Source organism: Mesorhizobium sp. WSM4307 (genome assembly GCF_007003945.1).
Taxonomy (GTDB): domain Bacteria; phylum Pseudomonadota; class Alphaproteobacteria; order Rhizobiales; family Rhizobiaceae; genus Mesorhizobium.
Window position 1 is genome coordinate 149,620 of sequence record NZ_VFTB01000013.1, and the last position, 26,623, is coordinate 176,242.

The window sequence follows — 26,623 nt, forward strand, 5'->3', positions numbered from 1 at the left end:
CGCCCCCCTTCGTTGACGCTGCACGATCGGGATCCCTCAACCTGATCAGCCCGCGCGCTCTCCTTTGCCGGGAGGCGCGGGCTTTTACGTTGGCCGAACGATCGTGTTTTGACTACAGGCGGGAACAACCCACCGGTTCGACGGTTCGGCGTTCAGGAGAATCGGAATCCACTATGCCGATGAAATTGCATTCAGGCGCGTGAAGATGCTGGTCGAACATACGTTCTCGCCAGAAGCAGGAGGCATGATTTTGTCTCGACCGAGTTGGCGTGCAAGGCCACCCGCCAAGTGGTTCGCAGCCCGATCCAACCGAACTCGACCAATTGCTGGCCCGAAGTGCGGTAAAACAAGGACTTTCCGTGCGCTTCGACCGAATAGGTCCCTTGTCGACTGCTTTGCCCGAACTCACAGGGGAAAAGCCAGCATGAAAGCCTTGTGGTCGCTGTGCGGCATCGGCGTTGCTGGCGTTGGCGCAACAACAATGTCGTTCTCGTCAAATCCAAGACGAATACGACGCAAAGCCAGCCAGTCGGCAAGAATTCGAAGATGGATACTAGTGCTGGCAGGGAACCCAAGGCACGTGTCGCCCAAACCCTCTAGCGGTTAGCGGCCATCCGGCGGTTCAGGTGGCCGCCGCTGGTTATAGGGGTTTGGGACGTCGCCGGGAAAATGCGAAGCGACATCCTGCCAATAATTCTTACTAGAACCGATTTCGCGGCGGGCATGGGCTTTCTTGGCGCGGTGCACCAGGAGTTTGAGCTCTGATATTAGCTGGCGCAGTTTCCTTTGGGCAAGCAATAGAGTTTCGCGCGCAAGCCCCGCACGCGCCACTCGACGAAGGCGGACGACATCGTATTGACGTGCTCATCGGAAACGATGCCTCCAGCCGTCTGGGGGCGTCCAGGTGCGGAACATCTCTGCTGGGCTGATCATAACACACGGTGAGAATACGGGCATGGAGCGTGGTGATGGGCATCCTTGCCGATCTGGACAAGAAGCTGACGGACAATCTGTATGAACATGGCAGCGAGCTTACCGAACCCGCTGCCGACCTGCCGAGGGCGGTCGTCGGAACGTCGACCGGCTGATGCCTTTCATTCAGCCCGAAGCGCGCGAGGTAGTGAGAAGACAGGTCCTCGGGCTTGTCCACGAATACAGGATCGAGAACCCTGCCGGCGCGGCCGAGCAGGATTAGCAGATCTGGTAGAGGCAATTTCCCTACCCTGTCGTCGCTTCGCGGACCTGATCGGGCTGAAGGGGCTGTTCGCCGATCACCCCGAAGAACTTGGCGGAGCCTGGGACCAAGCCCTGGCATCCGATCGCATGGTCGATCCTCAAGGTCAAAACCCATCGCGAAGTGTCGCCACCGCAGTTCACATATGACCAGATCAGGAAGCTGACCTCGTCGCTCGCCCAGGGCGACACCGACGAGATGGGCGTCATCCGTGGAACCGTCCGACAACTGCTAAGTTCTATATTGCCGGCGCAAGACTCGTGCCACGCCGGCGAAGTGAGCGGCGAGGCGGAAATGACATCAAAGACACGGTCCCCAACCATCCGACCATATAAGGGACCCGCTGGCGGCTGGGGGTCGGCGAAATCCGTCGCAGCGATTAACTCGAGAGAACGTGTCCTCTTGCGGGACCCAAAGCTCCTTTCGAGCCAGAACAAGCCTGAAGGATATATGTGCGTCAGCTGCGCCTGGGCAAAGCCTGCTCAGCCACATCCGCTTGAGTTCTGTGAAAATGGCGCCAAGGCTACTGCGTGGGAGACGACGTCGCGTCGAGCCGGTCCGGCATTTTTTGCCAACCACACGCTGGGCGAGCTGGAGACCTGGTCGGATCACGACCTGGAAGAACAAGGTCGCTTGACGCATCCCATGCGTTGGGATGCAGCCAGCGACAAATACATTCCGGTCGCCTGGTCCGATGCCTTTGATGAGATTGGGAGAGAGTTGCGTTCTCTCGATCCTCATCAGGTTGATCTCTACACGTCCGGGCGTGCCTCGCTTGAGACCAGTTACATGTACCAGCTGTTCGCACGTATGTATGGCAGCAACAATTTGCCTGACAGCTCCAACATGTGTCACGAGAGCTCCTCCGTGGCGCTCCCGGAAAGCATCGGCTCATCCGTCGGGACGGCGATCCTGTCCGATTTCGAGAACACCGACTGCATTTTCTACATCGCGCAGAACGTTGGAACATCGTCGCCTCGGATGCTTCATGATCTCCAGGACGCCGTCAACCGGGGCGTCAAGATCGTCACCTTCAACCTGCTGCGCGAACGGGGGCTGGAGCGCTTTGTCAATCCGCAGTCGGCACAGATGCTGACCGGGAAAGAGACAAAGATCTCGTCGGAATATTATCAGGTCAGGAATGGCGGCGATATCGCAGCACTGTTCGGGGTATGCAAGGCGCTGATTGAAGCTGACGACGCCCTCAAGGCATCAGGCGCGAGCCGCGTGGCGGGGCAGGACGGGAAGCCGAAGGACCAGGACAATGCCGCGATGGTCGCCTTTGCGGCCTCGATGGCCTCGGCAGACAAGAAGCACGTGCTCGATCACGATTTTATCCAGGAACACACCACCGGTTTTGAGGAATTTGCTCAGGCCGCGCGAGCCCATCAGTGGGAGGAACTCGAACGCGTGTCGGGGCTCAGCCGCTCAGAGATGATGCAGGCTGCTAAAACTTACGCGAACGCCAGCGCCGTCATGATGATTTACGGCATGGGCCTGACGCAGCACCTCCTGGGTGTCGAGAACGTTCACATGGTCTGCAACCTGGCACTGCTGCGCGGCAATATCGGCAAGCCCGGAGCAAATATCTGCGCCGTGCGCGGCCATTCCAACGTGCAGGGCCAGCGGACCGTCGGGATCACCGAGAAACCCGGGCTGGCGCCTTTGGACAAGCTTTCCCAGCTCTACGGCTTTGAGCCGCCGACATGGACGGGCCGCTCGACGGTCGAGACCTGCGAAGCGATCATCAACGGCCAGTGCCGCGCGTTCATCAGCCTGGGCGGAAACTTCCTGAAAGCGATACCCGACACGGCCGCCATGGAAGAGGGATGGCGCAAGCTGCATTTGAGTGTGCAGATCGCGACAAAGCTCAACCGCAGCCATGTGCTGCATGGAGAGGTCGCTTATCTGCTGCCGTGCCTGGGGCGCATTGAAGTCGACCAGCAGGCAAGCGGTCCGCAGGCGGTGTCAATTGAAAGTTCCATAGCTCATTTCCATGGCTCTCGCGGCAAGGCGAAACCGGCCAGCTCCGAGCTTCTCTCCGAACCTGCCATCGTTGCCGGCATCGCCAAGGCTACACTCGGACAAACGAAGGTTCCGTGGGACGGCTGGGTCGGGAACTATGCGCAGATACGAGACGCTATCGAGCGCACTTACCCGGAGACGTTCAAGGATTTCAACAAGCGGCTTTTTCAACCTGGCGGATTTGCCAGGCCGTTGCCCGCGCGAGAACGCAAGTGGGTGACGAAAACGGGAAAGGCCAACTTCATCACGCCGCACAGATTGTTTCCGGAGTTCTTCACATCGGGGAGGGCCGACGTCCTGCATCTTTCGACACTGCGATCCAACGACCAATTCAACACCACGATCTACGGCTACAGCGATCGATTCCGTGGCGTTGAAGGCACTCGCCGGGTCGTGTTCATGAACGGCGAGGATATTAGCCGGCTGGGCTTCGTCGATGGCGAGCACATCGATGTGACGACGGCGATCGACGATAATAACATTCGTAAGATCACTGGCCTGAGGATCGTTCAGTACAACATTCCGAAGGGATGCTGTGCGGCGTATTACCCCGAGGCAAACCCGCTTTTCCCTTTGGCTCATCATGATCCGAAGGCAAAAACACCTTCCTATAAACTTCTACCTGTGCGCCTTACCAGATCGAGCCTTAATCCGGACGGCTAATTCTTTTATGGGCTGAGGGCCCCTTGATAGACACAAGAAACCCAAACTGGGCATTCATGGCGGCAGCGTTTCTGCTGATCGGTGTCGGTGCCTGGTTGGGCTGGTTTCGCCAGGCCAGGGAGCTTCGTGTGGATCCCCCCGTTGCGGCCGATCTCGATCAATTCCGGCTCATGCCCAATGCGATCAGCGGAACACCGCCAGAGAGTTATTTTGCGCAGGGCAAGCTTTATGAAACGGATGCCTACAATCTGAGCCAAGGCAAGCGCCTTTACGCCTGGTTCGGGTGCTCGACATGCCATGGAGACGGACGCGGCGGTGTCGGCCCGTCCTTCCTTGACGGCTGGTGGCTGTATGGTCCTGAAGTGGTCTCCATCGTCGCCTCGATCCGTGATGGCCGCCCGCACGGCATGCCCGCCTTTCACGACCGCATGACTATCGAGCAGATCTGGCAGCTCGCGGGTTATGTCCAGACGATCGGCTCGTATACGCCGAAGACAGCGGCGCCTAGCCGCAACGATGACAAGCAGACCCGCCCGGCCGAGAACCGAGGCCCCGCGAAAATTCTCTTCGATGAGGGCCCGGTGGGTGTCCATCCAGATCAGGGACCTTCGCCGTGAGAGCCCCTTGCATGGGCCTGTTGTCGACGGGTGCTCTGGTGTCAGGCTGCAATGGCAGCCAGTCTGCGCTTAACCCCTACGGGGCTCCCGCCATTCATCTCGAGTATCTGATCATCGGGATAGTTGCCCTGTCCGCGATGATCTGGTTGCTGGTGATGGTCATGCTCGTCCTGGCGCTCAGGCGGGGGCGTCGGGCCGAGACGGAAGGCCGGACATCGGAAGGTCGGCTCACAATGACGGTCTCGGCCGCGGTCGCGGTGACGGTGGCCATTATCGCCGGCATGACAATCGCCAGCTTCTTCACCACCCGCAGCATCGGGGTCCCGCAAAGTGCTGCCGTGACCATCACCGTGAGAGCACAGCAATGGTGGTGGCAGGTCATCTACGCCGGGTCCGATGGCACGCCCACCTTCCAGACCGCCAACGAAATCCATATCCCTGTCGGTCAAGATGTCCGGCTTCAGCTTGAAAGCGCCGACGTCGTCCATTCGTTCTGGGTTCCCAGCCTGGCCGGGAAGCAGGATCTCGTTCCGGGTCGCTCAAACGATTTGCTGCTTCGGGCGGAAAAGCCTGGCATCTATCGCGGGCAATGCGCCGAATTCTGCGGCCTGCAGCATAGCCATATGGCGGTTATCGTCGTCGCAGAGGCTCCGTCCGATTATGCGCGCTGGATCACAGCACAGCACGCCGATGCGATGATGCCGGCCGATCCCGATGCCGCCTCGGGGCAGGTGGCCTTTCTGGCAAAGCCCTGTGCGGCCTGCCATACCATCCGCGGAACGCATGCTACCGGTACGACAGGACCCGACCTGACGCACATCGGCAGTCGCCAGACAATCGCCGCCGGATTGCTGGAGACCACGCGCGGTTCGCTGGCGGCCTGGATTGCCGATCCGCAGACGCTGAAGCCGGGGAACAATATGCCGATGGTTCCGCTGACCAGCATCGAGCTCCAGAATATCTCCGCCTATATGGAAAGTCTCAAATGAGCGCAGCAGCGGATCGCGAAGGCGTTCGGGACACCGGGATGGAAGCCGGCGAACTCGATCGTCGACTTGCCGCGACCTGGTCAACGCTCCCTGGCCTATGGGGTGCCCTATCGACTGTCGATCATAAGATTATCGGCCGCCGCTATATGGTCACGGCATTTGTCTTTCTGGCACTCGGCGGAGTGCTGGCTTTGCTGATGCGGCTTCAGCTGGCGCAACCCGAAGCCCGGTTCCTCGGGCCCGATCGCTACAACCAGATTTTCACCACGCATGGCTCGAATATGATGTTCCTGTTCGCCGTGCCCGTCATGCAGGCGATGGCCATCTACCTGGTGCCCTTGATGGTGGGAACGCGAAACATCTCATTCCCCCGCCTCAACGCGTTTTCCTACTGGATGTACCTTGCCGGCGGTCTGCTGTTGTGGATTGCGTTCGCCGTCGATACCGGTCCGGACGTTGGATGGTTCGCCTACGTACCGCTGTCGGGGCCTCAATATGCCGCCGGGAAGCGGGCCGACATCTGGGCCCAGATGATCACCTTTACCGAGGTTTCCGCTCTCGCCATCGCCGTCGAAATCGTCGTCACCGTATTCAAGCAACGCGCGCCGGGAATGTCACTGGACAGGATTCCGCTGTTCGTCTGGTCGATGCTGGTCACGTCCTTCCTGGTCATCCTCGCCATGCCGGCGATCATGATCGCCAGCACCAGCCTGATCCTCGATCGGCTCGTCGGGACGCATTTCTTCAACCCGGCCGAAGGCGGTGACGTGCTGCTGTGGCAGCATCTGTTCTGGTTCTTCGGCCACCCTGAGGTCTATATCATCTTCCTGCCCGCGGTGGGCATGGTCTCCAGCATCGTCGCTACATTCACACAGCGGCCGGTGTTTGGATATCTGGCCATGGTGATGGCCTTGATCGCGACGGGCGTTCTGGCCTTCGGGCTGTGGGTGCATCATATGTTCGTGGCCGGCCTTCCGCGGCTGGGCGAAAGTTTCTTCACCGCCTCAAGCATGGCGATCGCCGTTCCGGCAGGCCTGCAGATCTTTTGCTGGCTGGCGACGATTTGGGCGGGACGGCCAATCTTCAAGACGCCGTTTTTGTTCGTCATCGGGTTCATTGTCGTGTTTGTCATTGGTGGGCTGACCGGCGTGATGGTGGCATCGGTTCCGTTCGATACACAGGTTCACGACACCTATTTCGTCGTCGCGCATTTCCATTACGTCTTGGTGGGTGGCGCCGTGTTTCCCTTGCTGGGCGCCGTCTATTACTGGTTTCCGAAACTGACAGGCCGAATGATGAGCGAGACGCTTGGCCGCTGGTCGTTTGGCCTCATCTTCTCGGGTTTCAATCTGACTTTCTTCCCCATGCACATTCTCGGCCTGCAAGGCATGCCCCGGCGCATCTATACCTATCAGCCGGAGATGCCGTGGTCCGGCCTGAACATGTTCATCAGTCTCAGCGGGATCGTGCTGGCCGCCGGTTTCCTGCTGTTCTTCATTGACGCCATACGCAGCGCCAGATCAGGTCCCGTCGCACCAGCCAATCCGTGGGGCGCCTCAACGCTGGAGTGGGCGACGTCTTCGCCACCGCCGTCCTATAATTTCGCGCGGCTGCCTGTCGTCGAAAGCCTAGAGCCCTTGTCGGACAGATCGGACCCACTTGGTATCGTCGAGGGTCTGTACACGGACAGGCGCGAACTGCTTATCACCAGTGTCGTGGAAGCGCGTGCGCAAGCGCGTGAATCTTCGGTCGGGAATTCGATTTGGCCGCTCCTTGCGGCGCTCGCTACGTCAGCAATGCTGATTTGGTCGATCTTTACCCCTTGGGCCGTGGTCTGGGGCTCCATACCGATTGCAATCGCACTCATTGGCTGGTTCTGGCCAAAGGGCGACCCGGAGGACGAGACATGAAGCACGATGTCGTCCTTGACGTGACGGAGCTTCCCGCGCATGGCCTTGGCACTGCCAGCCTGTCCTGGTGGGGAACGCTCGCCTTCATGCTCATCGAAGGCACCGGTTTTGTCCTTTCGATCGTGATTTATCTCTATCTGATGAGCGTGGCACCGCGGTGGCCGCTGGATACCGCGCCGCCTGATCTGCTTGCAGGCACGACCCTGACGGTCGTGCTGCTTGTAAGCCTCATACCCAATGTCTTTGTTACACGCTGGGCGCGTAGCCAAGACCTACGAAAGGTCCGAATTGGCCTCATTGTCATGTCGCTGGTCGGCGTCTTGCCGCTTATCTTGCGTGTTTTCGAGTTTCCCGCCATGCACATCAAGTGGGACCAAAACGCCTATGGATCGATTGTATGGGTGATGCTCGGCCTCCATACGACACACATCTTGACCGATCTGGGTGAGACTGTCGTGCTGACCAGCCTGATGTTCACGCGCCATGGCGACAATGCGCGACGGTTTGGCGATGTGGCCGACAATGCGATGTACTGGAACTTTGTGGTGCTGACGTGGTTGCCGATGTACGTGTGCCTCTATTGGGTTCCACGACTTTGAGCAGACGCTGGTTGCGATACACGGGATTGGTCGTGCCGCCTGCCGCTTGGGCGGTCACCACCCAGCTTGGACAAATCACGCCCTACGTGGATTGCCGACGGAATTTTCCCTGGACGGCCGCCCTTTGTGCCGCGCTCCTAGCGGCGTCGATCGCTGGTGTCGTGGCATCACGTACGGGCTCCGCCGGATTGGCCAGATCCGAGCGATTTATCACCGATGCGGGTTTCCTGATCGCGCTGGCATTTGTGTTGACGCTGTCGTTGCAGGGGGCGGCTACGATGCTGCTGGATCCATGCCAACGCTGATCCGCACACTGGTCGCCTTGATCATCGCCAGCCCGGCTATGGCGCATGGGAACGAGACACACGGTTCGGCATACCCTTGGACGTTTGACCCGTGGATCGTCGTGCCGCTAGCTGTACTTACCATACTGTACGGCGTTGGCGTCATAAGGTTGACTTGGCGGATCAGGAGACCGGGCATCATGTTGATCCGGGTCTTGCCTTACTGCGGCGGCACGCTGGCGTTGGCAGGTGCACTGCTTTCGCCGCTTCATTGGCTTGGCGAACACCTCTTTACCTTCCATATGATCGAGCACGAGATTGTCATGGCCGTATCGGCGCCCTTGATCGTGCTGGCTCGGCCAGTGGGTCTCCTGCTTTGGGGATTGCCCCGAACAACGCGCCACGCCGCTGGCTCGGCGATGCGTATGGCCGTTGTCCGCAGAGCATGGGACTGGTGTATTGGCGCCACCAACGCGACCATCATTCACGGCGTTGCCATCTGGGCCTGGCACGTGCCCGTCCTGTTCGACGCCGCCGTGACCGACACGCTCCTTCACCGCCTCCAGCATCTGAGCTTCTTCGCGACGGCGATACTGTTCTGGTGGGCAATTGTCTGGCGAAGTGATTATGGCGCCTCGGCATGGCATTTGTTCCTGACCATGATCCACACCAGCATCCTGGGCGTCTTGATGGCGCTTGCCCCGCGCGTGCTCTATGTCGCGCAGACCCAAACCGCGATGGACTGGGGACTAACGCCGCTGGAGGACCAGCAATTGGCGGGCATGATCATGTGGGTGCCGGCAGGAACGGTCTATGCGGCCGCGGCAATGACCATGCTGGCGCTCTGGATCCGGCACTCGAGCGGAAGAAAGGCGCAAAATGCCTAGCTTGCTGTTGTCTGTTCCCGGTCGAGCAGCCTTAATGGCCGGCGGCCTTATCGTGGCTTCAGCTGCGTTCGTCACGGCCAACATTGCGCGTGACAATCATACCCGAGCCGCCACCGCGAAAACGATGACCGGTGGCGATCCCGATCGCGCTCCGGCAATCTTTCGGCGGTATGGTTGCTCCGGATGTCACACGATTCGCGGGATCCCGGGGGCGGACGGTCAGACGGCCGCTCCGCTTACGGGACTATCGAGGCGCGTCTACATCGCTGGCGTTCTGGAAAACCGCTCCGACAATCTCGTTGCCTGGATCGTTTCGCCGCGCAGTTTTTCCCCGCGGACGGCGATGCCGATGACGGGTATTTCCGAACAGGAAGCCCAGGATCTCGCCGCCTACCTCTATGCCGAATGAGCCTATGGACCAGGCGTTGCAATCGCAGGAAGCGCCTTGACGTAGCGCGCGATCGCCTGGCGGTCGCTATCAGGCAGCATCGCAGAGTTCGTTACCACATCGGCCATGGATGATCCCACGCGTCCATGATTGGGCGTCTCGCCAGTCTTGAGCATCGTTGCGATATCCGCCTCGCCCCAGCTGCGCAATCTCTGTTGAGTTATGTTGGGCACAAAACCCGTCCCTTGCGGATCGATGCCACCGGCAAAAAGGGTGCCGGACTTGATTGCTCCGAATGCGTTGCGGCTCGAGTGGCACTCCGCGCAGTGCGATACGGTTTCAACGAGATAAGCCCCGCGATCACGTGTCGATATCCCGCTCGTGTCTGCGGCCGATCGACCTTCGCGAAAGAAGAGAAGTTTCCAGAACCCGATTGACCGGCGGACCATAAACAGAATTTTGGGATCGTGGGGCGGCGCACGACCCGAAACCTTCGGAAGCGTCCGCAGGTAAGCATACAAATCCTTGATGTCCGCAACCGTCATTGCCGTAAAGCTCGTGTAGGGAAAGGAGGGATAGTAGTGCTCGCGGCTTGGCGAGACGCCTCCGACAAGGGCATTCGCCAGGTCGGCCGCGGTCCACGTGCCTATACCGTCGACCGGATCGGGAGAAATGTTTGGTGGCCGGAAAGTCCCAAATGGCGAGCCAAGTGCCATCCCGCCGCCGAGCTTAAGCCGGTCCGATTGCCCTGGCGTCGCATGACAGGACGCGCAATCGCCGGCCGCGAAGACGAGTTTGCCTCGCGGAGCATCGCCGCCGTCAAATTGCGCATCGTTTTGAGAGAATGGCGGGCGCGCTGCCGTCACGTACCACGCTATCGCCGCGGCGGCGCATGCAATCAGTAGCGCAACAAGGGCAACACGGACAGCGCGCCGTGTCGCGTTGCCATGCGAAGGATGTGTGCCGCCATGCATCACTGTTGATCGTTATCGGGCTCCTTACTCCGGCCGATCATGCGAGCCAACTCGGAGAAGGAGGGATCTCGGTTTCGCCTTGCGCGTGGTTGGCCATCTGCCGAACCCTGATTGGGAAGCAGGCCACATCACGGTTGGCGCGCGACATGTCTTCGAACAGGCGCTCATCGCCAGCCAAATTAAGCTCGGCAGTTCGCAGCGTCAGATCGATGTCGTCGATGTTGAGAATGCCTTTAGGTGCGACGGCATTGTTAATCGAGGCAACCGCCAGAAGTGGGCCCTGGAGCTGGAGGTTTGCGACGTTCATTGGAAGGTTACGTCCTGGCGTAGGCGGTGACTACGGTCTCACGGTGCTGGTCGATGTGCATGGCATGCTCCTGCGCCCTATCTTTGAGTCAACATCCAAGATGACGTCGAGTTCCACAGTACGGCCCTTTCCTCGCGGCTGGCTCGTTAAGCCGTGCCCTTCACGACTGGAGGCGATCGTCTCGACGGGCTTTCCCCTTTTTCGTTGATCGGGATCAGCCGATAAGCCTGCACCGCATCGACGGGCCCAGGAAGGTCGGCTTAAGTCCAAGGAAAGGGCCAAACAAAGGGAAGAATGTCCTTTGCCGAGAGCTTTGGCTCGGACGAGGCCGGGCTCAAGGGCTTCCGTTGAAATGTGACGCCTCGGGTCCGCCGGCGGCGTTTGGCGATCCGAGCGCGCATGTGACGAGGCCAGGGGAACAGGCAGGGACGTTGATCAAAAAAATAGGATCTGCCCTCTTGAACCGGATTTCGGGTTTTCCCAAATCGTTCTGCGTCGGGGCTTCGGCCCGACGGATTGGGCGTCGCAGAGACGCTGCGGCGCTGCTTGTAACCCATGTTGCTTTACGGAGGATATGGCTATGAGAAGCTTCGATTATACCCCTCTCTACCGCTCGACGGTCGGCTTCGACCGTCTCTTCGACATGCTCGACAATGGCGTGCGTTCGGAGTGGCCGCCCTACAACATCGAAAAGCTCGGCCCGGACGACTACCGCATTACGATGGCGATCGCCGGGTTCAGTGCGGAGGAAGTCGAGCTCACCCAGCACGGCCCCGAGCTGATCGTCACCGGCCAGAAAAAGCCGGAGGAGGCCAACCGACAGATTCTCCACCAGGGATTGGCCATCGGCAATTTCAGGCAGGCTTTTAAGCTGGCCGACCACGTCAAGGTAGCACGTGCGGCGCTCGAAAATGGCCTGCTTTCGGTTGATTTGGTGCGCGAGATTCCTGAGGAGCTGAAGCCTCGCCGCATTGCCATCGGCTCGACCGGCAGCGCCGCGTCAGGGGATGAGACAGCGACTAAGAAGCAGATTAGCCAGGATACGGATCGGCAGCGCGACGCCGCCTGAGTTCCGCGCGAACATCAAATGCTGCGATTTGCCTCGCGGCAGCGTCCGGGAGGCACGAATTGCGGAGAAACGGAGATGACAGGTCTTACTCCAGACACAAACAATCGGGATGCCGATCGACGTCCGATATTCCAGCGTCCCGATGAAATCCTCAACGATCCGGCAATGAGCCGCGAGGAGAAGCGGGCGCTGCTGGCTTCCTGGGCATCCGACGCCCGCGCGGTTCCAGGCCGGCCCTCGATACGTCAGCTGGACGACGGCTCCTGCATCGAAGTGGATGAGATTCTCCAAGCGCTCAAGGCGCTGGATGCAGACATTTGCGCGAGCACCAGCCAGCAAACACCAGGACTGTCGCGAAGACCGGCGCAGCGTCGCGGACGATTGTCCTTCTCACATTGGGCGCGCATTGTGCGCCATCGTCGGCGCGACGACGATGACGACCCACCGCCTTGTCCTGTATTTGCGGCCGTTCCGCCCAGCACTGGCGGTGGCGGTGCCTTTGCTTATCCCGAGCCCGCGCTGGCATAACGCCAGCGCGGGCGCGACGCCCGGGGGGGAACATGTTTGCCACTCTGAACATTCCTGCTTGTAGGCCGATTGGTCCGTGGTCCGAGGGCATCGAATGGCGAGCGACAAGCTAACAACATACAAGGCCAAGCGCGATTTCAAGAAGACGCAGGAGCCGAGCGGTCAAGGGTCGGTCAAGCCTTCGAGCCGCCGCCGTTTCGTCATTCAGAAACATGACGCGACGCGACTGCATTACGATCTGCGACTTGAGCTCGGCGGCGTTTTCAAATCCTGGGCCGTGACGCGCGGTCCCTCCCTCGATCCTCATGACAAGAGGCTCGCCGTCGAGGTGGAAGATCATCCGCTCGACTACGGGGATTTCGAAGGGACGATTCCAAAAGGCCAGTATGGCGGCGGCACGGTCATGCTGTGGGACCGCGGCTATTGGGAGCCCGAGGGAAAGAACAGCCCCGAGCAGGCGCTGGCCAAGGGCGATTTCAAGTTCACGCTCGAAGGGGAGCGGCTGCATGGCAGTTTCGTGCTGGTGCGGATGGCCAACGACCGCGAAGGCGGCAAGCGCACCAACTGGCTGCTGATCAAACATCGCGATGAATATTCCGTAGAGACAAACGGCGCCGCCATCCTCGACAAGAATGACACCTCTGTCGCGTCCGGACGCAAGATGGAGGCAATTGCTGCCGGCAAGGGCCGCAGCCCGAAACCCTTCATGCTGCAAGGCGGCAAGGCCGAGGCCGATGCTGTGTGGGACAGTCGTACAGGCTTGGCGGCGCAGGAACGGAAAACAAACGTTCGCGGAAAAAGGAACAAGCACGGGACAGTCATTCACGCCGATCTTCCCGACTTCATTGCCCCACAGCTCTGCCAGACGCTGGCACGGCCGCCCTCCGAGAGCGGATGGCTGCACGAGATCAAGTTCGACGGCTATCGCATCCAGATGCGCGTTCTGGGCGGCGAAGCGATCTTGAAGACCCGCAAGGGTCTCGACTGGACGGTCAAATATCCCGCCATCGCCCGAGCCGCCGGCAATCTGCCCGATGCGATCATCGATGGCGAGATCTGCGCGCTCGACGAAAACGGCGCCCCGGACTTTGCCGCCCTTCAGGCAGCGCTGGCCGAGGGCAAGACCGATGCGCTTGTCTACTTCGCCTTCGACCTGCTGTTCGAAGGCGCTGAGGATTTGCGTGTCTTGCCGCTGAGTGAGCGCAAGGCGCGATTGCGTCAGTTTCTGACCGACACGGGTGAGGATGATCGAATCCGCTTCGTTGAGCATTTCGAAACTGGCGGCGAGGCAGTGCTTCGCTCGGCCTGCCGGCTGTCCCTGGAAGGCATCGTGTCGAAGCGCGCGGATGCGCCCTACGTTTCCGGCCGCACCGAGACGTGGGCGAAGTCAAAGTGTCGTGCGGGCCATGAGGTCGTCATCGGCGCCTATGCCACAACCAATGGCAAGTTCCGGTCGCTTCTGGTCGGCGTCAACCGCGGCGATCACTTCGTCTATGTCGGCCGCGTGGGCACCGGCTATGGCGCAGCCAAGGTCAGGGACCTGCTGCCGAAGCTGAAAGCTGCCGCGACTGGGAAATCACCCTTCACCGGCATCGGCGCGCCGAAGAACGAACCCGGCGTCGTCTGGCTGAAGCCGGAGCTGGTGGCCGAGATCGAATTCGCCGGCTGGACGTCCGACGGGCTCGTGCGCCAAGCCGCCTTCAAAGGTTTGCGTGAGGACAAACCGGCCGAGGAGATCGAAGCCGATAGACCTGCCTCGCCGGAGAAGACCAAGGTGCCCCAGCCGCGGAAGCCGACCTCAGCGAAGCCTTCCCGCAGTAGCGGCAAGGTCGATGTCATGGGTGTGCTGATCTCGAACCCGGACAAGCCGCTGTGGCCGGATGCCAATGATGGCACCCCGGTAACCAAGGAAGATCTCGCCCGCTATTACGAAGCGGTCGGTCCCTGGCTGATAGAGCACATCCGCGGGCGGCCCTGCTCAATCATCCGCGCGCCGGATGGAATCGGCGGCGAGCAGTTCTTCCAGCGTCATGCGATGCCGGGAACCTCAAATCTTCTTGAACTGGTGAAAGTGTTCGGCGACAAGAAGCCCTACCTGCAGATCGACCGTATGGAGGGCCTCGCCGCCGTCGGCCAGATCGGTGCGCTGGAACTGCATCCCTGGAATTGCGAGCCACAGCAGCCGGAGGTGCCGGGCCGGCTCGTCTTCGATCTTGATCCAGGTCCCGACGTTCCGTTCAAAACGGTTGTCGAAGCGGCCAAGGAAATGCGCGCCCGCCTCGACGATCTTGGGCTCGTCAGCTTCTGCAAGACGACTGGCGGTAAAGGGCTGCACGTCGTCACGCCCTTAGCGGTCACCAAGCGCAGCAAGCTCACCTGGCCGGAGGCCAAAAGTTTTGCTCATGATGTCTGCCTGCAGATGGCGCGGGACAATCCAGCCCTCTACCTGACCAAGATGGCGAAGAACCAGCGCATCGGCCGCATCTTCCTCGACTATCTGCGCAACGATCGCATGGCGACCGCCGTGGCTCCGCTGTCGCCGCGGGCCAGACCCGGCGCGACAGTCTCCATGCCGCTCACCTGGGCACAGGTCAAAATCGATCTCGATCCGAAGCGCTTCACCCTGCGCACGGTGCCCGGGCTCCTGGCAAAGAGCACGGCCTGGAAAGACTATGGCGATGGCCATCGCCCCCTGGAAGCATCCCTCAAGCGACTGGCAAGATCGATGCGGCGGGCGGCCTGACGCGCGACGGGAGTTTCCTACCATACGAAGTCACCGAGAATGTGAGCTTGCAGGGCATGATCGCCTGGCCCCGGACATGGCCCACGAGGTGGCCTGGGAGACCGGGGCAGCCCGACCCTTGAAACGGCTCTATCTCGACGTCTAGCGCTTGCCGGGACGATTCTGAGCTTCGACGGACTTGCGCAGGGCATCCATGATATTGATGACGTTGTTTGGCGTCGCCTTCGGCTCGGAGGCCTTCGCCTTGGCCGGACGCTTTGTCTTCTTGCGCTTAGCCTCGATGATGTCCAGGAGCTTGTCCTGCACGGGATCGGAGACCAGCTTGCTGTCCCAATGGCGGGTCTGCTTCTTGATAAATTGCTGGATGAGGGGCATCATCTCGGGATCGGACTTGTTCGCGTCGATCCCCTCGAAATAGGCGTCCTCGTCCCTGACCTCGTCGCCATAGCGCAGGGTCCACAGTACGATGCCCTTGCCGCGGGGTTCTAGCATCACCGCGCGCTCGCGCCGCGAGATCACCAGCCTGGAGATACCGACCATGTCTTCTGCTGCCATTGCGTCGCGGATGACCGAGAAGGCCTCCTGGCCGACCGGATCGTTTGGCGACAGGTAATAGGGGGTGTCGAGCCAGATCCATTCGATGGAATCGCGCGGCGAGAACACATCGATATCGATAGTCCTGGTGCTGTCCAGGGCGACGTCCTCCAGTTCCTCGTCTTCGAGAATGATGTAATCGTTCTCCCCACGCTGATACCCCTTGACCTCGTCCTCCTCCTTGACTTCCTTGCCCGTGACGGCATCGACGTAGTGGCTGACCACGCGGTTGTTCGTCTCGCGGTTGAGCGTATGGAAACGGACCTTTTCGCTCTCCGACGTTGCCGGCATCATCTGCACCGGGCAAGTGACCAACGAGAGCTTCAGATATCCTTTCCAATAGGGTCGAACGGCCATGATGGTCTCCGATCAGGCCGCGCGTCTGGAGCCGGCGGCCCGCTTGGGCTGCTTTCGGTTGCGGTCGGTCTTGGCGACAGCAGCGCGTTTCGGCTTCTGGGTAGGTACCAGCCCGGCGCTCCGGCGCAAGGTCTCCAGAAGATCGCTAGGCTTCGACGGTGGCGGCGTCTTCTTCTTCGGCAGTGGCTTACCTTCGATCTTTGCCTTGACGAGCTCGGCGACCGCTGCGTCGTAGCGGTCGTTGAAGGTCTTGGCGTCAAACGAGCCTTTCTTCGTATTGATGATGTGTTTGGCGAGATCGAGCATTTCACCCTCGATCTTGATCTCGGGAATATCCGTGAACGCTTCCTTAGCCGAGCGCACCTCATAGTCGAAGTTCAGCGTGGTGCCGATCAGGCCGCTGCCATGCGGGCGGATCAGCACCGTGCGCAGCCGCCGGAATAGGACCGTACGCGCCAGGGCGGCGACTTTCGCCTGTCGCATGCCGTCGCGCAGCAGCTTGAACGCGTCGGCGCCCATCCGGTCCGGTGCGAGATAATACGGCTTGTCGAAATAGACGTCGTCAATCTCGTCGCAGGGCACGAACGCCTCGATCTTAAGCGTCTTGTCGCTCTCCGGGACGGCGGCAGCGACTTCCTCGGGTTCGAGCACGACGTAGTCGCCGTTCTCCATCTCGTACCCCTTTACTTGATCGTCGCGCTCGACCGAATCGCCAGTCTCGCTATCGATAAACTCGCGGCGGACGCGGTTACCAGTGGCGCGGTTGAGCGTGTTGAAGGCGATGCGCTCGGACGACGACGCGGCGCTATAGAGCGCCACCGCGCAGGAAACCTCGCCGAATTTGATGTAACCCTTCCAATTCGCTCGCGCTGCAACCATGACACTCCACTCCGGCACAACCTTTGCGAGTCAATAAGCCGCAGGCCGCCGATATGGTTCCAGAGTCAAAAAGAATCGGAATTCAACGAGTTGGCGGCGTCGGTCGATAGGATCGAGACGCGTCATCCGGCAGGCGATCGACAAGCGCATGTCGACGGCGTCCGCTCGGTCGCGGAGGCGTTTCGGTCCGGCTGATTTGGCGGGAAGCGGAATGAACTAGAGGCGAGGCCGCTGACTTGAGCAATGTCTCGATTGCTTGAGCTGAGACCGGTTTGCTGTAGTGGTAGCCTTGCATTTCATCACAATTGTTTTTGAGCGGAAGGCCACCTGGCCGTCGGTTTCGACGCTCTCGGCGATAACCCTCATATTCAGCTTTTGAGCTAAGGAACAACATAGCCTCGCCGTCGCTTTGCGCGCTCAAGCCGAACCAACGCGCAAGCGACATCTTGTGGCTCATCAAAGGTCTCGATTTTGATACGGCCCTTCGTCCCGATCCGCCCCCAGTTGCGGATGAGTGATGCGCCACCGAACAGGGTCGGCTGAATAGTCAGCGAATAGAACCTGGCCATGTTGCGGGCGTCGTCAATGCGGTGCAGATGAGCTGGTCGTATCTCTGGGGTACACATGCTGCGGAGTCTCGCTCCAGAGCGCCGAAACGTCCAACGAGTTCGATGAATCGATCACACCCAATCGATTCACAATGCTGATGTATTGAACCGGAGCCGCTTCCCAAAGGCCGCCGCCGAGCATGCCGACTGGGAAGCGGAGGGGCTGAGCGCGCAATCCAAACTGCGCCGAAGAGAAGCCCCGGAGCTTCAATTGAAAGAAAAGTCCTGAGCGATGGGCCATGTCATTCTTCTTCTTCGGTTCGAACCTGTTAGCGCCCGCGATTGTGATCATCTCCATGCGCCGGAAATAGATCGCGCACCCACAACGCGGAGGCGGATTGCCAGCGGTGAAGACGATCTGTTCGTCGGGGCGCATTTGCACGCCAAAAGCGCGGCCCGGAAGCTGATAGGCGGCCGGCGACGTTCCTTTTGAGGCCAGTCAGATGCTCAATCCCAGCGCACCATGAGCAACACTTACTTTTCGTCTTTGTAGGACTTGGCGGCTTCTTCTATCCTGCGCCAATCGTCGCCATATCGGCGCAGAAGTTCCCGCGCCTGGTCGGGCGAGACGGTATGGGTCTCCACAATATGCCTCACCTCCGAGTCCTCGCCTTTTAGCGGGCGTGAACGGGGCTTCTTTGGCCGTAGGTCTGCTGTAGCCATTTCCTGTCGTCTCGGCATGGATTCGCCTTTCAGATCAGAGTTAATCACCGGGGGACGAGAAGGTTTCACGGCCACAGGGATGCGTAGATGGGCTTGTCGCGCTCCCTTGCGTCAAGTTGACCTGTGCATTGTGGATCAATGCTCGTGAACCTAAAGGCTGGGGAGGCGTTCATGGCAAGGAAACGCCCACAATCAGCACGATGGAACACTCGGACGCTCATCACGTGCCAGGGAAGGGCAATGCTCCCGGCGCCGAAGCTCGCTTTGCGTTCGATAGAATGGCTGTCGAGCGATTTCGGCGCGCCTTTCCCCGAGCGAGGTGGAATGACGAGTGCAAGAGTTGGTTCGTCCCCCGAAAGACGGCCACGCGCCGGATCGACCGCTGGTTGACACAAGAGGCAGAGATGTTCGCTCTCCACGGCGACAGCAAGGGTCGTGATGCCTTCGTCTTCGATTCGATATCCAGCTCATATCTGGAGGTTTCCGACGACCTACGTGTTCGCACGCCTTATTCGAAGACCGTCCTCGAGGAACTGCGGGCAATTCCGTGGGCAAGTTGGGACGACGAGCTGCGAGCCTGGCGGGTGCCGTTCCGTTCGTTTGAGGAGCTTCGGCGCCGATGGCCGAACATAGAAATGGCTGCCCGACATGCCGAGCCGGCAGAAAGGAGGCGACGACGAGAGGCCGCCAGAGACACTGAAGCTTACAAGGCCTCGAAAATGCGGAATGCCGAACGTCGGCGTCATCGCTATCCACTGCCAGCCGAAGGTTTACCGCCTCTTGGCCGGCCGGTTGCGACAGCGCAATACGGTATCGTCGTTTTCAACTAAGCATCGGGTGAACCTGTTGAGCCGTCGGCCTTGATGGCTTCATATCCAAACGCAACACGTAAAGATGTCGACTGCGTTTGGGGTAGGTGGCGTTCGGCTACGCTCGCCGAGTTGGTCAGGACATGGCCCGCACGCAATCCGCCAGGAGCGGACGAACTTTTGCGCGGCTGGTGGCAACCGACGCTTGCCGAACTGAGAGTCGCCCGTCGAAATGCCCGGAGCCTAGAACGGAAAGAATTAAGTCGTAAGCTAAGACGGCTAGCTGACTTGCAGTCTGAATGAGACGGATCAACATGACAGCAAACATACTGGGCTCTTCGGTAAGCGGCGGGTTACCTGCCGGGGTCACATATGGCGAGGTAGGAACACCAGGTCTTGGAGCCAGAGATTGCGCACAGCGGTGGGCCACACATGAACTTGTTCGCGTGCTTATGAGAGTGCTCGCCGTTCGCCTAGCATGCTTGTGCCACTGAGGCTACCCGCCGCCTGCGTTCGCCATCTCGTCCTTGAAGCTGACTTTCGTGCCTTTTTGCACCATGGAGGCGAGGTCCTCGGCATCCCAGTTGGTCAGCCTGATGCAGCCATGCGAGAAGGTCGCGCCGATCTTGCCCGGTTCGGGCGTGCCGTGAATACCGTAGCTCTCGATGGAAAGATCGATCCAGACCGACCCCACGGGATTGTTCGGTCCGGCCGCAATCGTGAACGGCCGCTTGGCTTTGACCCCCTTGAAAGCGAAGTGCGGATCGTAGTGATAGGTGGGATTGCGCACGACGCGCTTGACCTGCGCCTCGCCGCTCGGCGCCGGCTTCTCGGCGCTGCCGATGGATGCGGGAAAGACCGCGAGCCATTTACCGGAAGGATCAAGAACGCGCACCAGGCGTGCGCCCTTGTCGACCTCGATCCCGGCAATTGTGGCGGGAGGATCACCCCGGTCTACATCCGGAACCAGCAACTTAGTGCCGACCTTCCTGAAGCCGATGCCCGGATTGAGCCTCCTGAGCAATCGCTCACTTATGTGGAAGCGCTCGGCGAGCTTCTCCGTGACGTTGTGATAGCCGAGCCTCCGCAGGTGGGCCATCCTCTCCATGCGCGCCGGAATGCGCTTGGTAAAGGGTCCGCTTAGATCCTTGCGCGTCAGCTCGTAGCTCACCACAACCGGGTTGGTGGAGGTTGCCGTCAGCCTGTCCCAGGTCTCCAGCGTGAGCTTCCCATCGGAGGGCAATCCGTTCGCAGTCTGAAAGGCCCTGATGGCCTTTGCGACGTTCTCCGAGAAGCGGCCCTCGATCAAGCCTGGCGAGAAGCGGGCGCGATCCAAAAGTATCTGCGCTTTCAGGATAACCGGGCTGAAGCCTTTCGATCCTTCGGCTGAGAATTGCGCTTGATTGACAGTGGCGAGGTCCAGCTTGGCCGCCGCTGTCCCGCCGCAAGTGATGGCAAGCGCCGCAGCCACGAGGAGAAGGAGCCTGACCATAGATGCACTCCACCAGAACCTGGTTCTACGACGTATCAAGGCCGATATGGTTCCGCCCAAGCGGCAACTCACTGTGGGGACCGAACGACGGAAAGTGATGAGGACACCCGGGCATTCGGGCGCGCTCTCACGGGATGCGCTCTGGCCAGGCTTCGCGATCAACCAGAGGAAGGCGAGGACGGAACAGGCGAGCTTCGATCGCCGATCTCCCTGCTGGCTCGAAGAACCAAGATGGACGGTGCTCGTGATTAGGAGGAGGCGGTTATCGTCGCTTTCGCCGCATAACACCGCTATGGCTCGACGCCGTCACTGAAGAATGAACCGGACATCAGAGACGCCACCCTCAAGCGCTCCTGCGACGAGAGCCACGACAACTCCGAACTCATCGCGTTACTTCGCCGCCGCCTACGACGTCGCCCGCAGGAGCAGCACCCTCAAGGTTTGACCTGCAAATGGGGCATGACACCGGGAAGGCTTCAAACCCGTCCTGATCCAGCAAAATGCCGGGACTAAAAACATCTAGGAACAACGCGTAGGGGTAAAAGGATTTGCGCCAATTGCGTCCTTGGCAGGAACTGGCATGACAGAGCGACGTTTTCAGGGACACGCAGTCAAGGAGAGCTAGAATGCAAACCTCCCCCCTGAGTCCCGAGCATTCTGCGATGGCGCCTGCCATCGTTCCCTTTCATGGGACAGTGACAGTCAGATTCTCCGACGCCATTGTCGCATCCAGCGAGCGCGCAAAACTGCTCTACGAAGACGGACGAAATCCGGTCTTCTACATCCCTTTCGAGGATATCTATTTCGAGCTTTTCGAGAAAACCAACTCCGCCTCGGAGTCCCCATGGGGCACGGCTGGCTATTGGCGCGTTCATGCAGCCGGAGCATCCGCCGATAATTTCATGTGGGCCTATGAAACTCCTGAAAGGGCCGCCCTGGCCATCGCCCGGCACGGCGCTTTCGACCCCCAAAAGGCTCGCATTGACGCCGATCCGGCAGAGGACAAGCAGCATACGCCGCACCTCCCCGATTAGTTGTGTGGAGGAAGCGGTACGAACCGCCGAGATCTCGATTAGCAGCGCATCGGTTGACGACGGGGCGTCGGTCAAGGTTTGCGCAGCGGGCCGAAACAATAAGCATGGACTGGCTGGAAAGCGTCCAAGGTTGGTCGTTCCGATCTTAGCCTTCTTTGTCCACCCCTCAAAGCTGCAACTGCTCAAAGCCTCCGCGAGGGCTTTGAGGAGCATTCCGGCGCCGCCGCACGCTGCAATATCGCCACCCAGGAAAGAGGCGCTCGCCGCTTCAAGGAGTTTTGCAGAGCAGGCGAGATTCTTTACCGCGGCAGCCAACCCACAAAGCGCAGGGATACCTTTGGCAAGCGCGTGCAAACGACATGCCGTTGCACTCTATACCCCCTAAAGCGGCGGCACGCTCTCGCCATAAAACGCCAGAACTTTGTTGCCTCCGAGCGTCCCGCGCACCTCCCGGCAGTTCGAACAAGGGCTGGCTTCGCTGTAAGTGTCCGATTTAGGGCCGGAAGGACGCGCTCGGCCACTCGGATGTCTCGGCCGGAGTTACGATGCTAAGGGTAGAGGCGGTCGCGTGCGCAGGGGGAGGACGCTCCTCATGCATCGCTTCAGGACTGCACCGGGCCGGCCAGACGATCACAGCGGGGTGAGGGAACCTAAGTGTGCTGGACATGTTGGCGCTTGGGCACAGCAAAAGGAACCAATCAATGGCACCAAAATCATCGCGCGACATTCCGGGACAAAAGCCTCGCAAGGACAGGGATCGCAATCCGGAAGGCCGCCGTTAAAACCCCGGATGAGACGAATGACTGGGATCGGGATGCAGTCCACGGTGAGGAAGATTTCACCGGAATAGACATTGAGCGGGATCGAGTCGAGATAGGCGTCACCGTCCCAGGATTATGGCATTGCCTAAGAGGCTGAAGTGAGCCGCTTGGCACCCAAGTACATTAACGCCGAAGCAACACGAACTCGGTCCCAACCGGCTGTTTCGGCGCGGGTTATCAGCTCGTCAACATGGGACGTTAAGGCATCTTGGCAATCGGCGTCATACGGAGTCGCGATTACCTCATGAGTTGGGGGTCTAATTGCGGCTTCCTTTACCATCAACGTTCTCGTGAAAATAACAAGATTGAGGGAAAGGCGGCCGCCGGCTGTGGCAACCGCCTTTTTTGGCCTTAGACGTGGTCGGGCGTCCACGTTGAGAGGGGCGGGGTCGTGACCCCATCATCCATCAGTATATCTTTTTTCCGAGCGAAGGCCGTAAAAATGCCCCGTGCGGTTTCAGGGTCGATATCGCCTACCAAAGCGGCTTTGCAGGCTCGAATAGCCGCTTTCTGTTCCGGGCTATTGCCGCACCACTCCACTGCAAATTGATAGGCCTCGGCAACTGTGTTGAGTTGACGGGGAAAGCCTAACCCAACCCAGACGCGAACCGGTTGTTCAAAAGGCTTTGATAGCATCGCTGACTACCTCCTCCCATGCTCACGTGACCAACCCGCCGCTTCGGCTCCGGCCTTCGGGAACCACCCATAGGATGGCACCTGTTACTTCTTGATGGATCTTGGCTGTCTTTGCGAATCCACAAAATGCTTGGCGGGCGGCCGAAAGCGGGTAGTCGCTGTCGAACGCTCTCTGGCAGGCGCGAAGAGCGGTTTGGTAGCTAACGCCCCGTCTCTCCTTTGGCCACTCGTAGAGGAATTCCAGGGCGTCCTCGAGATCAGCAATTTCCTGTACCAGACTGCCGCCGCTGTTTACGAAAACAGGGCTGTCGAAAATCCGATCGTTCATAGGATCCTCCAAGTCGAACGAACAACTGAGTTTTTGATGCTGGCGCACCTCACGGTGAACGCCCGACGGCGATATGGGTCTGAGGATTTTGGCCGTCAAGATCGGTCAAAAACAGGCCTGAAAAAAATTTGCGCAACACGTTTGGCTTCCACCCCCGCAACCATCGTGCGGCCGTCTGGTGGCGGGCTCGCCGCCTTGCCGCATCCAATGTTGGATGGAGCAGCTTGATCATGCCGCTTCAAGTGCCTTGATGCCACCTCATTGCCGAGCTTGATACTTCCCCGAGCCTTGGCCTGATGATGGAGGGAGAAATCGCGTTGTCAAAGGATTGCGAGGACTTATTCCATGACCGCTAGGCTCATTGCAGGTCTCGTACGCGCCCGGCCGGCCGGCGAAGGTCAAGCCCGCCGCCGCGAAGGAGGCGGCGGGCTATTTTCTTACCAGCCTTGCCTGTTGTACCAGTCGTCGATATCGCGACGGACACGGTCGCGTTCGATGCCGTAGCGCTCCTGGATCTTACCTTCGAGTTGATCGCGTTTGCCGGCGATGCGATCAAGGTCATCATCAGTGAGTTTCCCCCACTGTTCTTTGACCTTGCCCTTCACCTGCTTCCAGTTTCCCTCGACGCGGTTCCAGTCCATCACGACCTCCTTCGTTACAAACAGATCGAACGTCGTTTCGCCAGGGAAGTTCCAGGCCGCCCGGCCTGTTGGACTCGTCGGGGGCCGGGGAGAAGGGCGCCCGCCCAGCCCTGGATGGACAATCCCGCAATTATTGGGCGTGCGCAAAGCCGGCACCTTTCGACAACGCGTTTAACGATTTGAACAAGGTAGCGGGATTGCGGGATCCTATGCGGGACGATCCTGCTATAATGTCTCATGGCCGTCAGAATAGTGGCTGTCCTGGTGCTTCTTGTGGCCTTCGCCTACGGATTCACAAAACTCGTGGAACGTTATGGTGGCGTTGGACACAGGCCCTCTGGGTGTGAGCAATTCTCTGACTGCCCCCACCCTAACGCCCCGCCTCCTCCCTAGGGCCGCGACGACACCCAGAAGAATGCCGAGCATCATGGCGAAAAAAGTCCTGATGATGGTGTTGACGCCGCCTGCCATTACCCATTTCGAGAACAGGTTGTCGGCGACGTGGTTCCACGAGCGCTATGCGCCCACCTTTTCTTCGCGGCGGCCGAGAGCTCGTTTTATAACTAGATGCGGTATTTGCGGCTATTCGATCGGGATACTGTTCAGCTCGGGCGAGCGGGCGCTTTTCTGCACGAACTGCGATGGCGGCGGGCCGGTTCGCCTTAGGTCCACAGCCTGCCGCCAAACTGAGGGAGTTGGAAAATGCATGGCCACCCGACAACTTGTGAAACTCTTCAAAATTGCCGGGAAAAGTATGGGCTAGGTAGCGCACGACCCTGGAGTTACCCATCAGCCGGTCCAAATAACGGCCGGCCGCCAACAGTTCCAGGCTCACAGGGCCAAGTCGCTCCATAGCGCTCAGAAATTCACAGCTTGGCCTGCCAAGTTCCGGCGTCATCGCGCCCGGTTGGTCTTCAGACACGTTGGCAATCATCGCCGGATAGAAACCCTCGGCCAGCAGCGGACGCGGCGTAAAAGCGATAAGGATCTTTGCGTATGTGAATGTGACCCGCTCCATGGCGACCATCAGTCGGGCAATTTCCAACTGCCTGTCGGGGAGCACATGCCGCAGCAAGCCGAAGATTTTCACCTTCACAGGGTAGTCTTGGAGGAAATCGAGGACGTCCGGGCAGATCCCGCTGACAGGTTGACGGCCTGCGTTCTTGCCAAGAAAGGGCTTGCTGGCATGCGCTGCTGCTCCCGGTTTGAACTTCTCGCCTTGCAACCTCTCGGCCACGGATTTTGGTATCGGGGCAAGTCCCTCGGACACCAACAACGATTGAAACCTTTTATCCCTCATTATCGGGCGAAGCGCTTCGACCAGGCTGCCCAACCGCTGTTCAGTTTCCACGGCTTCTCTTATGAAATCGCGCTTGCGTTGGCACTCTGCTTCATAGGCTGCCAAGAGCTTGGGCGCGAAGAGCTTCAACTTTGACCCTGGTTGATCGGCAGCAATGCTATGGGCGTGTCTCTGGTCGCTGTTTTGCAAGCATTGTTAGCGGCCTCGCTGGCTGCGGCGCGGCTTCTCGCCATAATAGTGCCGGAAATGTTCGGCCCGCGGGTACCTCTTTCTGTTACATTAGCGAATGCTCATATTGACGAAGCCGTTGGCTGCGCCAAGTTCTTCTGACGGGCAAAGAGCATCAAATGACCGAAACGACTTCATTGAAGCCACCGGACAGGCTGCAGCTTGCCCTGGCGTAGCAGGGAGGAGATTAGAGATGAAAACGGCTATTCCAACCTCTTTTACAAGACGGGGCGTCGTCACTGTTGCTGTGTTGGGCGCGGCCGCCGCGTCGACCGCAATATTGCCAGCTCACAATGCGCTGGCGCAGACCAAGCAAACCACGCCTGAGAAAAGTCTATATGAACGGCTGGGTGGCGTGTTCGCCATAGCTGCCGTGGTGAACTACTTCAGCGACGCCGTCGTGAAGAATCCCATTGTCGGCCAGAAGTCCAAGAACCCGCAGCTACGGCAATGGCACAGTAAGAACCTCGAACGGCTGCCCGGTCTTAAGTTCATGCGCACACTTTGGGGCTGCGACGTTTCGGGCGGGCCCTACAAGTTTGTGGCCGGGCTCGACGCCGCTCGGCCTTGAGGAAGCCCACCGCCGGCTGAAAATCTCGCCCCCGGCATTCGATGAGGTCGCAGCGGAGCTCGGGCGCACGTTGGACCACTTTAAGATTGCCAAGCCCGAGAAGGACGAAGTCCTGGCCGCCTTCGCCGCGCACCGCCGGCTACCGCGAAAAGGGCTGAAGACGCTCGCTCAATACGCGCTTGCGCCCCTTCATCGCCTGCCTTGTCGGAAAGGGCTGCTTTGCTCGTAGAAGTCCCGGCCTGCCTGGAAATGTGTAGAGTCATCTGAGCCATACAATTGGTAATGACGGCGAATAGTGCCTTTTCGAAACGTGCTGCAACGCGGTATTCGGAATGACCGCGTCAGGTTCCCTTCATGTTGACCAGCCTCGGAAGCGGGAAGTGTCGCATCTCTAACCGCATTACTAAATAGATGCTACAATGTAAAGTTGCATAACATACATTAT

The 26,623-nt window shown here is 59.6% G+C and carries 24 protein-coding genes and 2 pseudogenes; 14 read left to right on the forward strand and 12 right to left on the reverse strand.

Annotated elements, in window-relative coordinates:
• Positions 1–1,528: 1,528 nt before the first annotated feature.
• The 7 genes from FJV83_RS29145 (at position 1,529) to FJV83_RS29175 (ending at position 9,617) form a co-directional block, all read left to right on the forward strand.
• The gene (locus FJV83_RS29145) at positions 1,529–3,922 is read left to right on the forward strand and encodes an FdhF/YdeP family oxidoreductase (RefSeq protein ID WP_142885364.1); all 2,394 of its coding nucleotides are present in this window, start codon (positions 1,529–1,531) and stop codon (positions 3,920–3,922) included.
• A gap of 56 nt (positions 3,923–3,978) precedes the next feature.
• Positions 3,979–4,539: a cytochrome c gene (locus FJV83_RS29150; RefSeq protein WP_095774659.1), complete on the forward strand. Its 561-nt coding sequence runs from the start codon at positions 3,979–3,981 to the stop codon at positions 4,537–4,539.
• 11 nt (positions 4,540–4,550) lie between these two features.
• Positions 4,551–5,528, forward strand: a complete 978-nt coding sequence (gene coxB, locus FJV83_RS29155) for a cytochrome c oxidase subunit II (protein WP_095774660.1) — start codon at positions 4,551–4,553, stop codon at positions 5,526–5,528.
• Between the two features lie 38 nt (positions 5,529–5,566).
• Positions 5,567–7,438, forward strand: a complete 1,872-nt coding sequence (gene ctaD, locus FJV83_RS29160) for a cytochrome c oxidase subunit I (RefSeq protein WP_246689057.1) — start codon at positions 5,567–5,569, stop codon at positions 7,436–7,438.
• On the forward strand, positions 7,435–8,037 hold the full coding sequence (locus FJV83_RS29165) for a cytochrome c oxidase subunit 3 (protein ID WP_095774662.1): 603 nt from the start codon (positions 7,435–7,437) through the stop codon (positions 8,035–8,037). The genes ctaD and FJV83_RS29165 overlap by 4 nt, the downstream gene beginning before the upstream one ends.
• 343 nt (positions 8,038–8,380) lie before the next feature.
• The gene (locus FJV83_RS29170) at positions 8,381–9,208 is read left to right on the forward strand and encodes a cytochrome c oxidase assembly protein (RefSeq protein ID WP_348643994.1); all 828 of its coding nucleotides are present in this window, start codon (positions 8,381–8,383) and stop codon (positions 9,206–9,208) included.
• 34 nt (positions 9,209–9,242) lie between these two features.
• A complete protein-coding gene (locus FJV83_RS29175; protein ID WP_095774665.1) occupies positions 9,243–9,617 on the forward strand; it encodes a c-type cytochrome in 375 nt (124 codons plus the stop codon).
• Positions 9,618–9,619: 2 nt separating this feature from the next.
• Here FJV83_RS29175 and FJV83_RS29180 read toward each other — a convergent pair whose 3' ends face one another.
• Both FJV83_RS29180 and FJV83_RS29185 read right to left on the reverse strand, forming a co-directional pair.
• A complete protein-coding gene (locus FJV83_RS29180; protein ID WP_095774666.1) occupies positions 9,620–10,570 on the reverse strand; it encodes a cytochrome c in 951 nt (316 codons plus the stop codon).
• Positions 10,570–10,877: pseudogene (locus tag FJV83_RS29185) on the reverse strand (hypothetical protein). Before FJV83_RS29185 ends, FJV83_RS29180 begins: the two are co-directional and overlap by 1 nt.
• A 580-nt stretch (positions 10,878–11,457) precedes the next feature.
• Here FJV83_RS29185 and FJV83_RS29190 point away from each other — a divergent pair.
• From FJV83_RS29190 to ligD, 3 genes are all read left to right on the forward strand, one after another.
• Positions 11,458–11,946: an Hsp20 family protein gene (locus FJV83_RS29190; RefSeq protein WP_095774667.1), complete on the forward strand. Its 489-nt coding sequence runs from the start codon at positions 11,458–11,460 to the stop codon at positions 11,944–11,946.
• Positions 11,947–12,021: 75 nt separating this feature from the next.
• Positions 12,022–12,474, forward strand: a complete 453-nt coding sequence (locus FJV83_RS29195) for a hypothetical protein (protein ID WP_142885359.1) — start codon at positions 12,022–12,024, stop codon at positions 12,472–12,474.
• A gap of 94 nt (positions 12,475–12,568) precedes the next feature.
• Positions 12,569–15,217: a DNA ligase D gene (gene ligD, locus FJV83_RS29200; RefSeq protein ID WP_142877775.1), complete on the forward strand. Its 2,649-nt coding sequence runs from the start codon at positions 12,569–12,571 to the stop codon at positions 15,215–15,217.
• Positions 15,218–15,358: 141 nt separating this feature from the next.
• On the opposite strand, the gene FJV83_RS29205 is transcribed toward ligD, so the two are convergent.
• From FJV83_RS29205 to FJV83_RS37775, 4 genes are all read right to left on the reverse strand, one after another.
• Positions 15,359–16,168, reverse strand: a complete 810-nt coding sequence (locus FJV83_RS29205; RefSeq protein ID WP_142877776.1) for a Ku protein — start codon at positions 16,166–16,168, stop codon at positions 15,359–15,361.
• Between the two features lie 12 nt (positions 16,169–16,180).
• Entirely contained in the window at positions 16,181–17,047 is an 867-nt protein-coding gene (locus FJV83_RS29210; RefSeq protein WP_095774670.1) for a Ku protein, read from the reverse strand.
• A gap of 380 nt (positions 17,048–17,427) precedes the next feature.
• Positions 17,428–17,673: a WGR domain-containing protein gene (locus tag FJV83_RS29220; protein WP_095774671.1), complete on the reverse strand. Its 246-nt coding sequence runs from the start codon at positions 17,671–17,673 to the stop codon at positions 17,428–17,430.
• A complete protein-coding gene (locus tag FJV83_RS37775) occupies positions 17,630–18,031 on the reverse strand; it encodes a hypothetical protein (RefSeq protein ID WP_348628975.1) in 402 nt (133 codons plus the stop codon). Before FJV83_RS37775 ends, FJV83_RS29220 begins: the two co-directional genes overlap by 44 nt.
• Before the next feature lie 487 nt (positions 18,032–18,518).
• On the opposite strand from FJV83_RS37775, the pseudogene FJV83_RS29235 reads away from it, so the two are divergent.
• A pseudogene (locus FJV83_RS29235) lies at positions 18,519–19,430 on the forward strand (hypothetical protein).
• A gap of 193 nt (positions 19,431–19,623) precedes the next feature.
• On the opposite strand, the gene FJV83_RS29240 reads toward FJV83_RS29235, so the two are convergent.
• A complete protein-coding gene (locus FJV83_RS29240; RefSeq protein WP_348645159.1) occupies positions 19,624–20,598 on the reverse strand; it encodes a L,D-transpeptidase in 975 nt (324 codons plus the stop codon).
• A gap of 647 nt (positions 20,599–21,245) precedes the next feature.
• Between FJV83_RS29240 and FJV83_RS29245 the strand changes: the two genes are divergently transcribed.
• On the forward strand, positions 21,246–21,653 hold the full coding sequence (locus FJV83_RS29245; RefSeq protein WP_142878166.1) for a DUF427 domain-containing protein: 408 nt from the start codon (positions 21,246–21,248) through the stop codon (positions 21,651–21,653).
• A 1,172-nt stretch (positions 21,654–22,825) separates the two neighbouring features.
• Here FJV83_RS29245 and FJV83_RS29255 read toward each other — a convergent pair.
• The 5 genes from FJV83_RS29255 to FJV83_RS37205 form a co-directional block, all read right to left on the reverse strand.
• Entirely contained in the window at positions 22,826–23,110 is a 285-nt protein-coding gene (locus FJV83_RS29255; protein WP_095776118.1) for a DUF982 domain-containing protein, read from the reverse strand.
• A 22-nt stretch (positions 23,111–23,132) separates the two neighbouring features.
• A complete protein-coding gene (locus FJV83_RS29260) occupies positions 23,133–23,438 on the reverse strand; it encodes a DUF982 domain-containing protein (protein WP_142878165.1) in 306 nt (101 codons plus the stop codon).
• A 49-nt stretch (positions 23,439–23,487) separates the two neighbouring features.
• Positions 23,488–23,670 carry a hypothetical protein gene (locus FJV83_RS29265; RefSeq protein WP_142878164.1) on the reverse strand — a complete coding sequence of 61 codons (183 nt, stop codon included), beginning with the start codon at positions 23,668–23,670 and terminating at the stop codon, positions 23,488–23,490.
• 205 nt (positions 23,671–23,875) lie between these two features.
• The gene (locus FJV83_RS29270) at positions 23,876–24,079 is read right to left on the reverse strand and encodes a CsbD family protein (protein WP_095776116.1); all 204 of its coding nucleotides are present in this window, start codon (positions 24,077–24,079) and stop codon (positions 23,876–23,878) included.
• Between the two features lie 370 nt (positions 24,080–24,449).
• Positions 24,450–25,508: a plasmid partitioning protein RepB C-terminal domain-containing protein gene (locus FJV83_RS37205; protein WP_246689087.1), complete on the reverse strand. Its 1,059-nt coding sequence runs from the start codon at positions 25,506–25,508 to the stop codon at positions 24,450–24,452.
• Between the two features lie 12 nt (positions 25,509–25,520).
• Between FJV83_RS37205 and FJV83_RS29280 the strand changes: the two genes are divergently transcribed.
• Both FJV83_RS29280 and FJV83_RS29285 read left to right on the forward strand, forming a co-directional pair.
• Positions 25,521–25,709, forward strand: coding sequence for a hypothetical protein (locus tag FJV83_RS29280; protein ID WP_142878163.1), 189 nt, complete (start codon positions 25,521–25,523; stop codon positions 25,707–25,709).
• A gap of 91 nt (positions 25,710–25,800) precedes the next feature.
• A complete protein-coding gene (locus FJV83_RS29285) occupies positions 25,801–26,178 on the forward strand; it encodes a hypothetical protein (protein ID WP_246689086.1) in 378 nt (125 codons plus the stop codon).
• The last annotated feature ends 445 nt before the right edge of the window (positions 26,179–26,623 follow it).